This window comes from Rathayibacter sp. AY1B5 (genome assembly GCF_002932795.1).
In the GTDB taxonomy this organism is placed as follows: domain Bacteria; phylum Actinomycetota; class Actinomycetes; order Actinomycetales; family Microbacteriaceae; genus Rathayibacter.
The window spans coordinates 57124-68625 of sequence record NZ_PSWM01000021.1 but is presented as its reverse complement, the minus strand read 5'-3'; the positions used below and the strand labels follow the sequence as shown (position 1 = coordinate 68625).

The window sequence follows — 11502 nt, the reverse complement described above, 5'->3', positions numbered from 1 at the left end:
CCGCGCGAAGTAGCGGAGCAGGTCCGGCGCGTCCCGCTCGACCAGGGCCGTGATCTCGGCCTCCCGGTCGCGCGCGGGCGAGCGGACGACGCTCCGGGGGCGGCGGGCGGGCGCGGGCGGCGCCCTTCGAGCCGTCGAGGCGCTCGCCTCCGCCGGGGTGCGCACAACCTCAGTCGAGAGAGGGCGGCCTCCCCCAGGAGGCGACGCCCCCTCCTGTCAGCTGACGTCGTGCGCGCTCAGGGCCGGGCAGCTGCCGAAACCGGAACTTCGGCGGACCCTCCGGTCGGCGATCGCCTGTGCGCACGACCTCAGCTGAGACAGGGCGGCCTCCCTCAGGGGGCGAGGCCCCCTCGTCTCAGCTGACGTCGTGCGCGCGAGGCGCAGGGGCTGCCGCGGACAGCGAGCGGTCTCCCGACGCTGCAGGTCGGCGGAGCGCCCGGGCGCACAGCCGGATCCCCAGAACCACGCTCGCCGCGCCGCCCGCCAGCACCCCGGCAGACAGCGCGGTCCAGATCGTCATGCTCGAACTCGGCACGGCGTGCAGCCCGAAGGCGAGCCCCACTCCGCTGCCGACCAGCGCGGCCGCGACCAGCGGGATCGCCAGCGCCGACCTCTTCTCGGCGCCGGTCCACGACGAGCTCCACAGGACCAGAACGGCGCCGATCGGCCAGCCGACTCCGGGGATCAGCAGCCAGCCGAAGGCGAAGACCAGGGAGGCCGTGACCGCGAACCACCGACGGGCGAGGATCCCCCGCACATCGCCGTGCTGAACTCCGGCCTGGACCTGATCAGTCATGCGTCGGAGCCTACGGAGACGGCCGCGACCGCGGCACGAACTGGCGCAGGACCCCCGCGCTCCGGCACGCGGCGGGGCGGGAACCGCGCCCATGGCGCGGCGAATGCGCCACCGTACTCCAACGCCTTGGCCCCCGTGGACGCCATCAGTACCTTGTCACGCAATGTTCCGCTCGGAACAAGAAACGGAGACACTCGTGTCTGGATTCGGATCCAAGCTGATGGCGGGGATCGCTGTCCTCGCACTCGCGCTCATCGGAGCCGCGCCCGCGAGCGCGAGCTCGGACACGGAACGCGCGGAGGTCGTGACCGCCCGAGCGTTCCTCTCGGAGTACGGGGTTCCCTCGGAGACGCAGGACGACCTGGTCGAGGCGTACCTCGCCGGCGAGGCGTGGGACTCGCTGTCGAGCGCGAACCCGACCGTGAAGGTGGTCGAGGAGAAGCGTCCTGACGGCGATTACACGATCTCCTCGTATGAGGACGGATCCGTCAGTGTCGTCCGCATCGGAGGAGAAGGCGCCGACGCGAAGACGCGCGGCATCAGCGAGTGCTCCGAGAGCGGGTCCGCGCGGAACGGCTGCAAGATCGACACCTGGGTCGGGCTGGTGAGCATGAGCTTCTACACCTCCTACAACCTGTCGAGCAACACGGTGACCGCCGACCCGTGGGGCCCGGCCTGGACGATCGGCGGCGCCTGCGGCTCGTCGCTCAACTACCTCGGCCGGCCGCTCGCCAACCGCGCGCAGATGCTCATCAACGCGCAGATGTGCGGCGTCCCCTACAACACGACCTTCGAGTTGCGCCTGACGGTCTCCGGAGGAGCCGCGACAGTGAGCTGGAGCTGACGAGCAGAGCTCATCCGGCTCATTCCAGCGCGCTGTGCGCCCGCCGCGTCCTCACGAAGCGGGCGCACAGTCGCGTCCCGAGAACAAGGCTGGTTCCACCCCCGACCAGCCACGCACCAGCCAGGACCGTCCACGTCGTCATGCTGGAACTCGGCATCGCCGACAGCCAGTAGTAGAGCCCGATCGCACCGCCGACCATCACGGCAGCGATGACGGGGATCGTCAGCGCCCTCCTCTTCTCCGAGACGGTCCAGGACGAGCACAGAAGAACGGCGACGGCGCCGAGGAGCCAGCCGAATCCGGGAATCACCAGCCAGCCGAAGGCGAGGAGCAGCGAGGCGACGACGGCGAACCACGGGCGGTCGACGATCGACCCGCCGCCCCCGGCGAGCGACCCGCCGGCGGCCTCCGCGATCCGAGAGGGACTTCCCAGTTCAGCGATCCGCTCACGGGCAGCATCGTCGTCGAGGCCGTCCAGCTCTTCCGCGATCCCGCTCCAGATCTCACTCCGGAGGTCGGCGGGCACGCCGGACAATGCGTTCTCCAGCTCCTCGAGGTAGCGCGCCGCCGCCGGCGATGTCGTCGTGCTCATGACGTTCCCCTTCCGATCGTCTCGTTCACCTGCCCGACGAAGGACGGCCACTCCGCCCTGAACCGCGCGAGCTCGACCTTCCCCAGGTCGGTCAGCGAGTAGTACTTCCGAGCCGGACCCTGCGCACTCGGGACGACGACTGCAGTGATCGAGCCACGGTCCCGCAGCCGACCCAGGAGCGGGTACAGGGTGCCGATACTCCCGATCACACCGACCTCCTGCAAACGCGTGGACAGTTCCCACCCGTACATGGGAACGGTGTCGAGCAGCCCCAGGATGCAGAACTCGGCTACGCCCTTCCGAAGCTGTGCCCCGACTCCCTCTATCATGCGTGACAGCATACGGGTGTGACCGGAGTGGCGCCATACGACCGCGAAGTCGGCGCGGTCGAGCCGGGCCGGACACACCACGCCTCAGTCCACGCACCCCTCCGGCGCGCCGCCGCCCACCCGCCCGATGGACTCCCGGGCGATGAACGTCGCGGTGAGCAGCTCCGCGTCCGACTCCGCCCGGCCGCTGAGCAGGCGCAGGATCGTCCGGCCGGCCGCGACTCCCACGTCGTAGATCGGCTGCGACACCACCGACAGGGGCGGATCGATCAGCTCGGCCCACGGGAAGTCGTCGAACATCACGAAGGAGAGGTCGTCCGGGACGCGCAGCCCGCGGGCCCTCGCGGCGCGGAGCAGGTCGAGGGCGATGAGGCTGTCGGAGGCGAGGATCGCGGTGGGCGGCTCGGGGAGCGCCAGGAGGTCGTCGAGGACGGCGGCCGCCTCGACGAAGCCGATCGCGCCGAAGTGGATCAGCTCCCGGTCGGGCGCGATGCCCGCCGAGCGGAGCGCCGCGGAGATGCCGGACAGGCGCTCGGTCACGGAGGACACGCGAAGGGGCTCGCCCGGCGTCCAGTCGCCGGGGTCGGCGAGCGCCGTCACGAACGCCACGCGGCGGTGCCCGGCCTCGAGCAGGGCGGCGGTCGCCTTCTCGGCGGCCACGGCGATCTCGACACCGACGGAGGGGACCGGCAGCCCGTCGATCCGCCGGTCCAGCAGGACCAGAGGGCGGCCCTTGGCGTGGACGTCGTGCAGGTGCTGCGTGTGGAAGGACGACGCGGGCGAGACGATCATGCCGTCGACGCGCTTGTCCAGGAGCACCCTCACGGCGTCGACCTCGGTGTCGACGTCCTCCGAGGTGTTGATGAGGACGACGTCGTAGCCCGCTCCGGCGACGGCGTCGGTGATGCCCCGCATCGCGAGGCCGAAGTAGCCGTTCTCGATGTCGCCGACGATGACGCCGATGGTCTTCGACTTCCCTGTGTTCATGCTCCGGGCGAGCTCGTTCGGCCGGTAGTCGAGGCGCTCGGCGGCGGCCAGCACCCGGTCGCGGACGCTCTCGCTGACGGCGCCGTAGTTGCCCAGCGCGCGCGCCGCCGTGGCCTTCCCGACGCCGGCCTCCCGGGCCACGTCGGCCACGGTCACCTCGCGTCTGCGCTTCGTGATCTCGGCCACGTCGCTCCTTCCGATCCGATGCTCCACTGCCCTTGACACTCGTTCCCAGCGCGGGGTAGCTTCCTCGATACCGCGGTGAGTCCGGTCTCAACATAGCCGATTGGGACCGGACTCACCTACAGAATCCCTCGAGGAGGCGTCGGCCGTGCTCGCGGGCAACCCGAGGCTCGAGCTCGACTCGTTCGGAGCCGGCCCGAAGCCGATCCCGGGCGACGGCGAGCCCGTGCTCGGGGCGGTCGAGGAGATCCCCGGTCTGCACGCGCTCTTCACCCACAGCGGCGCGACCCTGGGCCTGATCGCCGGCGAGCTGATCGCCCTCGAGATCCTCTCCGGCGAGGCGAGCCCGCTGCTCCGGCCCTTCCGCTCGTCGCGGTTCAGCGCGGTGACGGCCTGATGCGCCCGCTCCCGCTCGCCGATCTCCGGATCGTGGCCGTCGGCGACAACGTCGTCGACTGCTACACCGCGGACGGCGTGATGTACCCCGGCGGCAACTGCGTCAACGTGTCGGTCTACGCCGCTCGCGAGGGCGTCCCGACCGCCTACATCGGCGCCGTCTCCGACGACGCCGCCGGCCTCCTCCTCCGCTCCTCCCTCGCCGCTGAGGGCGTCGACGTGTCACGCCTGCGGCAGGAGGAGGGCTGGACCGCCTACTGCCGCATCGGCCTGATCGACGGCGACCGCGTCTTCCTCGACTCGGGCAAGGGCGTCTCGCTCTTCACCCCCTCGGCCGGCGACCTCGACACGATCGCGGGCTTCGACGCCCTGCACGTCGGCGCCTCGAGCTTCCTCGACGAGCACCTCGGCGCGTTCGCCGAGCGGACGCGCGTGTCGTACTACTTCTCCTCCGAGTTCGACCGGGCGTCCGTCGCCGGCGTCGCGCAGCACTGCTTCCTCGCCTCGTTCTCGGGAGGAGGCCGGAGCGACGACGAGATCGAGGACCTGCTCGCCGACGCCCTCGACGCCGGCGCCTCCTGGGCCCTCGTCACCCGCGGCGAGCGCGGAGCCGTGCTCTCCGACGGAGTCCACCGGGCCGTCAGCACCCCGATCGCCACGCGCGTCGTCGACACGCTCGGCGCCGGCGACTCGTTCATCGCCCGCACGCTCATCGGGCTGCTGCGCGGCGAGGAGCTGGACGACCTCATGGCCGCGGCCTCGATCTCGGCCGCGTTCACCTGCACCGAGCACGGCGCCTTCGGCTACGGAGCGCCGATCGAGATCACCGAGGAGGCCGGCCCGCCCGCGGCCGCCGCCCTCGACCACCAGACCCACCCCCTCGCAGAAGGAGAACTCCGATGACCGACGGCACCTACCTCGGACCGGGCCCCGTCGCCCCCGTCCCCGACGACATCGCCCCCTCGATGGAGCACGCTCTGTCGCTGTGGGGCCGGATCGACGACCACGTCGCCTCCCTCCCCGCGGTCGACCGCGTCTTCCTGGTCGGCGCGGGCGGATCGCTGATGGGCGTCCAGGCCGCTCAGTACCTGCTCGACACGGCCGCGATCACGCCCGCCGCCTCCTACAACTCGGACGAGTTCTTCTTCCGGGCGCCCGCCTCGGTCGGCCCCGGAGCCCTCGTCGTCGTGCTCTCGGGCACCGGCGAGACCCCGGAGACCGTGCGGGCCGGCGAGTGGGCGCAGGAGCGCGGCGCCGCCGTGGTCGGCGTGACCCTCAAGCAGGAGGGACCGCTCGCGCTCGCCCTCGACACCGCCTTCGTCGCGCAGACCGGTCAGGGCACGCAGCTCGTGCTGCAGCTGCTCGCGCTCGCGGTCCTGCGCCGCGACGGGGTGGACGTGACGGATCGGCTCGAGGCGCTGCGCGCCCTGCCGTCCGCGATGGTCGCCACGGTCGCCGCCTTCGAGCCGAGGGCGGAGGAGCTCGCCGCCGCGATGAAGGACGCCCCCGTGACCTACCTGATCACCTCCGGGTCGCTCATGGGCCCCGGCCAGACGTTCACCACCTGCTACCTGCAGGAGATGCAGTGGATGCACGCCGCGACGATCAACGCGGACGAGTTCTTCCAGGGCCCCTTCGAGGTGTTCGACGGCGAGACGCAGTCCCTCGTCTTCCTGGCGGAGGACGCGACGCGGCCGATGGGCGAGCGCGCCCGGAGCTTCCTCGACCAGTACAGCGGGACGACCCACTACGTGGACTCCCGCGAGCTGGAGCTGCCCGGGATCGCGGCGTCCCAGCGCGCCTTCGTCGCACCGCTCGTGTACTCGACGCTCGTCTCCCGGCTCGCCGCCCACTGGGCCGCGGCCCGGGGCTACGCGCTGGAGGGACGCCGCTACATGTGGCAGTTCGCCTACTGAGGCGCGGCGGCGGGGGGAGCGATCGGCTCTCCCCGCGCGCTCACCAGCTCTCGGGCCCCGCGCTCCCCGCCTCGTACTCGTCCAGCGGAGCGTCGCCCGCGGCCCACGCGGAGAGCACCGGAGTGATGATGCGCCAGCACTGCTCGGCCACGTCGCCCGGGACCGAGAGCAGGGTGTCGCCCTGCAGGATCCCGGCGAGGACCTGCGCGTAGGGGTCGAGCGTGGCCGCGCCGGGCTGCGCCGTCAGAGTGGTGCGCTCGAGGTCGGTGAGCTCGTCGGCGCTGTTCACGACCAGGTCGAGGCTGACGTCGCCGCCCTTGAGGCCGATCCGGAGGACCGTCCCGGCGTCGCCCTCGGCCGCCTGCAGGCCGCGCGGGGGCGTGGCGGCGCGGAAGTGGATCGCCACCTCGCGGCGCGGGTCGCCGATCGCCTTGCCGGAGCGGAGGACGAAGGGGACGCCGGCCCAGCGCGGGGTGTCGACCTGGAGCAGCAGCTGGGCGAGGGTCTCGGTGCCGGTCTCGGGGTCGACGTCGGGCTCGTCGACGTAGGACGGGAAGAAGCGGCCGTCGACGCGGCCCTCGGTGTAGCGGGCGCGGCGGGCGGAGGAGGGGTCGTCGCGCCAGAGCCGCACGGCGCCGAGCACCTCGGCCATGCGCGCGTGGACCTCGTCGGGCGCGACCTCGTCGGGGCGCTCCATCGTGGTCAGCGCGAGCACCATCAGGAGGTGGCTCTGGAGCATGTCGCGCAGCGCGCCGGTCTTCTCGTAGAAGGCCGCGCGACCCTCGATGCCGAGCGTCTCGTCGTAGACGATCTCGACCTTCTCGATCGACGCGGCGCTCCAGCTCGCCTCGAAGAGGCTGTTGCCGAAGCGCAGGCCCAGCATCCCGAGCACGGTCGCGTTGCCGAGGAAGTGGTCGATGCGCCAGAGGCGGCTCTCGGGGAGGACCTTCGCGAACGCCGCGTTGAGGGCGATCGCGTCGTCGAGGTCCTCGCCGAACGGCTTCTCGATGGCGACGACCAGCTCCTCGGGCAGGTCGAGCTCGGCGAGCGAGGCGGCGACCTTGTGCCCCATGGCCGGCGGCAGTGCGACGTAGAGCACCGGGGTCGACGGGCAGGCGTCGAGGAGGGCCTTCAGCTGCTCCGGGTCGGAGGCGTCGGTGGCGACGAAGCGCGCGCGCGACGCGAGCGCCTCGACCGTGTGCGCGGCGACTCCGGCCGCCTCGAGGCTGCGGCGGACGAGGCCCTGCCACTCCTCGTCGGTCTGCGGCGTGCGAGCCGCCCCGATCAGCGTGAGCTCGAGGTCGCGCGCGAGCTCGGCCACCCGGCCCAGGCCCGGCAGCAGCAGCCGCTCGGTGAGGTCGCCGCCCGCACCGAGGATCGCGATGCTCCGCTGCTCGCTCCCCAGTGCTGCGGCCTCGGGGATTCCGATCTGCTCCGTCATGGTGTCTCCCTCGTAGCCGTCGTGAGTCAGCGGCCACAGTACGCGCCGGGCCCTGGCGCGCGGCCGGGAGCCGGGAGGGGTTGAGGAAGCGGGCGCGGAGTGGCAGGGCGGCGCGCGGCGGGCTGCACGACCTCGGCTGAGAGGGGACGGCCTGCCTTGTCGGGGCAGGGACCCCGCTCTCAGCCGACGTTGTGCGGCGATCACGATCCGCAGCGCCCGTGCGGGCCGTCCGGCGGTAGCCTGCCCGCATGCGCCTGCGCCAGGTCGTCCTCGACACGGAGGACGCCCGCGCCCTCTCCGCCTTCTACCTCGCCCTGCTCGGCGGCGAGTACCGTCCCGGCGACGAGCCGCCCGCGGACGGCTCCGACGACGAGGCGGAGTGGGTCGCGATCGTCACCGCCGACGGCGCGAAGCTCACGTTCCAGCGGGTGGCCGCCCTGCCGCGCGCGACCTGGCCGGAGGGACCCGTCCCGCAGCAGCTGCACCTCGACTTCATGGTCGCGGACGCCGACGAGCTCGACCGGCAGAAGACCCGCGCCCTCGCTCTCGGTGCCGCGCTGATCGAGGACAGGAGCGACGACCCGGAGGAGGCGCTCCACGTCCTCGCGGATCCGGCGGGCCACCCGTTCTGCGTCTTCGTCGCGCCCGACTACCCGACGGAGTAGGCGCGGTCGGACCGGGCGCGCCCGGTGGATCACATCCCGGCGCTCCTGCACGCCGGATGTCGTTGTGCTCGCCGAATCCGCGAATCCAGCGCGCAGGAGAGCACGTCACGTGCAGGAGAGCGTCAGACCACCCCCGCCGCCGTCCCCGACACGATCAGGTCGGCGCGGTCGCGCGTGGCCTCGATCAGCAGCGCGTTCCGCCCGTCGACCTCGGAGGCCCAGGCGGAGGCCGCCTCGGGGGCGCGGCCGAAGGAGACGTGGCGGTCGACCAGGCGCTCGAAGCGCTCGGTCTCGGGGGTCGCGCAGAACCAGGCCTCGTCGAACTCGGCGCGCAGCAGCGCCCACGGGCCCTCGTCCACGAGGAGGTAGTTGCCCTCCAGCACGACGAGCGACGTGGAGGGGTGCACGGCCAGGGCGCCGGCCACTCCCTCGTCGACGGTGCGCTCGAAGGTGGGCGCGTAGACGACGTGGTCGGTCTCGGCGCGCAGCCTCCGCACCAGGGCGAGGAATCCCCAGCCGTCGAACGTGTCGAGGGCGCCCTTGCGGTCGTGGCGGCCGAGCTCGTCGAGCGTGGCGTTGGCGAGGTGGAAGCCGTCCATCGGCACGAAGGCGGCGGTCCCCTCCCCCGCGAGCTCGTTCGCGCGGGCGACCACGGCCCGGGCGAGCGTGGTCTTGCCGGCGCCGGGGCTGCCGGCGATCGCGACGATCGCGCGGCGGCCCGGCGAGGTCAGCGCGAGGGCGCGCCCGGCCAGCTCATCGAGCCCGGGCCACTCCACCTCGGGGGCGACCTCGGTCTCAGGCCTCGCCACGGCTGCTCTCCAGCGCGTTCACCAGGAAGCCGTGGGCGTGGCGGGCGAGCGCGGGGCCGTCGTTCCAGAGGTTCCGCCACACGGCCAGGTCGTTCGAGAGGGTCGGCGAGACGACGGCCGACGAGAACGACTCGAAGGTGATGGGCCCGCGGTAGTCGATCGCGGCGAGGGCGTGGAAGAACGTCGTGAAGTCGAGGTGGCCGCTGCCGAGGTAGCCGCGGTGGTTCTCGCCGATGTGGACATACCCGAGACGATCCCCGACCAGCAGCACCGGGCGGAAGAAGTCGTCCTCCTCGATGTTCATGTGGTACGTGTCCAGGTGGATCAGGACGTTGTCGGCGCCGATGTCGTCGGCGAGGCGCAGGGCGTCCGCGGCGGTGTTGATGACGTTGGTCTCGTAGCGGTTGCAGATCTCGAGGCCGAGGGTCATCCCCTTCGTCGAGGCCTCCGCGGCCAGGTCGGTCAGCACCGAGACGACGTTCGCGCGGCCCGCGGCCGAGAGGGGCGCGCTGTACTTGCCGAGCGCGCTGTAGAGGGCGCCGGTGAAGTGCGTGCCGCCGAGCGCGTGCGTGGTCTCGAGGGAGTCGGCGAGCAGCTTCGCGCCGCGGGCCACGACCTCGGGGTCGTCGCTGGAGACGTCGGCCGAGAAGGCGAGGCCGCGCGAGCAGACGATGCCGAGGTCGTTCGCCTCGAGGGCGGCGCGGGCGGAGGCGGTGTCGAGGTTCTGCACGTCGTGCAGCGAGAGCTCCAGCAGGTCGAATCCGGCCGCCTTGGTCTGCTCGATCGTCGCGGTCACTTCGTCGGGGGTGGTGCCGCCGGCGAAGACGAGGGCGTGCACTCCGAGAGGGTTCGTGGTCATGGTGGTGCTCCTTGGTTCGAGAGGTTCAGGGGCGGCGTGAGGCCGCGGGGTCGGTGTCGAGCAGGCCCGCGAGGAACGCGCGGCCGGAGGTCGCGAGGGCGACGGGGTCGTGCCAGAGCTCGCGCCAGAGGCCCATGCCCTCGGCCGAGGCCGGGGGCTGGACGGCGGGCGAGAAGCTCTCGAGGGTGAGCGGGCCGCGGTAGCCGGAGTCGGCGAGCGCCGCCGCGAGCCCGGTCCAGTCGGTGCTCCCGGTGCCCAGCTCTCCGCGGTGGTTCTCGGAGGCGTGGAGGTAGCCGAGCAGGTCGCCGGCGTCGCGGACGGCGCTCGCGAGGTCGACCTCCTCGAGGTGGGCGTGGAACGTGTCGAGGTGCAGGAGCACGTTCGGCGCGTCGAGCTCGCGGAGGAACGCGGCGGTCTGGGCGGCCGTGTTCAGCAGGTTGCTCTCGTAGCGGTTCACGTACTCCGCTCCGACGACGACGCCGGCGGGAGCGGCGGCCGCGGCGACCCTCCGCAGCACGTCGAGCGAGCGCGAGCGGGCCGCGGCGTCGGCCGCGTGCTCGTACTTGCGCATGGCCGAGTAGGTGACTCCGCCGACGTAGCGGGCGCCGATCGCCTCGGCGAACCGCACGGCCGCCAGGAGCCGCTCCTCGCCGCGGTCGGCCGTGGCCTGGTCGGTGATGTCGGAGTCGGCGTCCAGCGCGAGCGAGACGACCGCGTCGATCCCGTGCTCGTCGAGCAGGCCGGAGGTCCACGCGGAGGCGTCGGGGTCGGCGGGCGCCGGGATCTCGATCAGGTCGAAGCCGATCGAGGCGGCGGTGCCGATGGCGCGGCGCCCCGACTCCGGCGTCCAGTCGCCCACGAGCAGGCCCGCGTGGACCCCGATCGGCGACGAGCGCTCCGTGCTCCCGCGGTGCAGGAACTCGGGGTGCATCAGGCGGCCTTCGCGCCCGTGATCAGCGAGACGAGCTCGTCGCCGCTGGTCTCGGCGGTGCGGCGGCCGGCGACGGCGAGGCCCGCGCGCATCACCCACACCTGGTCGCTCAGGCGCATCACCTGGTCGAAGTTGTGGCTGATCAGCAGCACGGCCACTCCGGCGTCGCGCAGCTTGAGGATGATCTTCTCGACGCGCGCCGTCTCCTGGACGCCGAGCGCCGCGGTCGGCTCGTCCATGATCACGATCTTGCTGCCCCAGCCCGCGGCCCGGGCGATCGCGACCGCCTGGCGCTGGCCGCCCGAGAGGCGGCGGACCTTGCTGGTGACCGGCGGGACGTTCACGGCGAGGTCGCCGAGCAGCTCCTGGGCCGTCTTCTTCATCTGCGTCCGGTCGAGGAACCGCACCCCGGGCACGCCCTTGGTGAGCTCCCGGCCCAGGAAGAAGTTCTGCCACACGGTCAGGTCCTCGACCAGGGCGAGGGTCTGGTGCACCGTCTCGATGCCGCCGTCCCGCGCGCCGAGCGGAGTGGTGAAGTGCACCACGTCGCCGTCGAGGGTGATGGTGCCGGAGTCGGCGGGGTGCACCCCGGAGAGGCAGCGGACGAGGGTGGACTTGCCCGCGCCGTTGTCGCCGATCAGGGCGGTGATCTCGCCGCGGCGCATCGACATCGACGCTCCCTTGAGAGCGTGGACGCCGCCGAAGGACTTCTTGATGTCCCGCGCTTCGAGCAGGATGTCGCTGGTCATGGCTG

14 protein-coding genes are annotated in these 11502 nt (G+C 72.4%); 5 read left to right on the top strand and 9 right to left on the bottom strand.

From position 1 onward, the window contains the following. Positions 1-355 precede the first annotated feature (355 nt). A complete protein-coding gene (locus tag C5D44_RS13235) occupies positions 356-796 on the bottom strand; it encodes a hypothetical protein (RefSeq protein ID WP_146088054.1) in 441 nt (146 codons plus the stop codon). Positions 797-992: 196 nt separating this feature from the next. On the opposite strand from C5D44_RS13235, the gene C5D44_RS13230 reads away from it, so the two are divergent. Beyond that, positions 993-1640: a hypothetical protein gene (locus C5D44_RS13230; RefSeq protein ID WP_146088053.1), complete on the top strand. Its 648-nt coding sequence runs from the start codon at positions 993-995 to the stop codon at positions 1638-1640. Between the two features lie 19 nt (positions 1641-1659). Here the strand turns inward: C5D44_RS13230 and C5D44_RS13225 are convergent, their stop codons facing one another. The 3 genes from C5D44_RS13225 to C5D44_RS13215 all read right to left on the bottom strand — a co-directional run bounded on the left by C5D44_RS13225 (position 1660) and on the right by C5D44_RS13215 (position 3734). Beyond that, positions 1660-2232, bottom strand: coding sequence for a hypothetical protein (locus C5D44_RS13225; protein WP_104281907.1), 573 nt, complete (start codon positions 2230-2232; stop codon positions 1660-1662). Continuing rightward, positions 2229-2561 carry a PadR family transcriptional regulator gene (locus C5D44_RS13220; protein WP_104281914.1) on the bottom strand — a complete coding sequence of 111 codons (333 nt, stop codon included), beginning with the start codon at positions 2559-2561 and terminating at the stop codon, positions 2229-2231. The genes C5D44_RS13225 and C5D44_RS13220 overlap by 4 nt, the downstream gene beginning before the upstream one ends. 84 nt (positions 2562-2645) lie before the next feature. After that, entirely contained in the window at positions 2646-3734 is a 1089-nt protein-coding gene (locus tag C5D44_RS13215; RefSeq protein WP_104281906.1) for a LacI family DNA-binding transcriptional regulator, read from the bottom strand. A 145-nt stretch (positions 3735-3879) separates the two neighbouring features. On the opposite strand from C5D44_RS13215, the gene C5D44_RS13210 reads away from it, so the two are divergent. Genes C5D44_RS13210 through C5D44_RS13200 form a run of 3 tightly spaced genes read left to right on the top strand, consistent with a single transcriptional unit; the run spans position 3880 to position 6043 of the window. Beyond that, positions 3880-4128, top strand: coding sequence for a hypothetical protein (locus C5D44_RS13210; RefSeq protein ID WP_258067983.1), 249 nt, complete (start codon positions 3880-3882; stop codon positions 4126-4128). Continuing rightward, on the top strand, positions 4128-5030 hold the full coding sequence (locus C5D44_RS13205; RefSeq protein ID WP_104281905.1) for a PfkB family carbohydrate kinase: 903 nt from the start codon (positions 4128-4130) through the stop codon (positions 5028-5030). Before C5D44_RS13210 ends, C5D44_RS13205 begins: the two co-directional genes overlap by 1 nt. Further along, positions 5027-6043 (top strand): SIS domain-containing protein, encoded by a 1017-nt coding sequence (locus C5D44_RS13200; protein WP_104281904.1) that lies wholly within the window; start codon positions 5027-5029, stop codon positions 6041-6043. Before C5D44_RS13205 ends, C5D44_RS13200 begins: the two co-directional genes overlap by 4 nt. Positions 6044-6083: 40 nt before the next feature. Here C5D44_RS13200 and C5D44_RS13195 read toward each other — a convergent pair whose 3' ends face one another. Continuing rightward, a complete protein-coding gene (locus C5D44_RS13195; RefSeq protein WP_104281903.1) occupies positions 6084-7484 on the bottom strand; it encodes a glucose-6-phosphate dehydrogenase in 1401 nt (466 codons plus the stop codon). A gap of 248 nt (positions 7485-7732) precedes the next feature. Here C5D44_RS13195 and C5D44_RS13190 point away from each other — a divergent pair, with 248 nt between their 5' ends. Beyond that, entirely contained in the window at positions 7733-8149 is a 417-nt protein-coding gene (locus tag C5D44_RS13190) for a VOC family protein (protein WP_104275448.1), read from the top strand. 122 nt (positions 8150-8271) lie between these two features. Here C5D44_RS13190 and C5D44_RS13185 read toward each other — a convergent pair whose 3' ends face one another. From C5D44_RS13185 to C5D44_RS13170, 4 genes are read right to left on the bottom strand one after another with little or no spacing between them, the layout of a single operon-like run. After that, positions 8272-8958, bottom strand: coding sequence for a nucleoside/nucleotide kinase family protein (locus C5D44_RS13185; RefSeq protein WP_258067982.1), 687 nt, complete (start codon positions 8956-8958; stop codon positions 8272-8274). Next, positions 8945-9817, bottom strand: coding sequence for a sugar phosphate isomerase/epimerase (locus tag C5D44_RS13180; RefSeq protein ID WP_104225811.1), 873 nt, complete (start codon positions 9815-9817; stop codon positions 8945-8947). The genes C5D44_RS13185 and C5D44_RS13180 overlap by 14 nt, the downstream gene beginning before the upstream one ends. Before the next feature lie 25 nt (positions 9818-9842). Next, complete coding sequence (locus tag C5D44_RS13175; protein WP_104281902.1) at positions 9843-10748, bottom strand: sugar phosphate isomerase/epimerase; 906 nt, start codon at positions 10746-10748, stop codon at positions 9843-9845. Next, positions 10748-11497, bottom strand: coding sequence for an ATP-binding cassette domain-containing protein (locus C5D44_RS13170; protein WP_104222715.1), 750 nt, complete (start codon positions 11495-11497; stop codon positions 10748-10750). Before C5D44_RS13170 ends, C5D44_RS13175 begins: the two co-directional genes overlap by 1 nt. Positions 11498-11502: the final 5 nt, after the last annotated feature.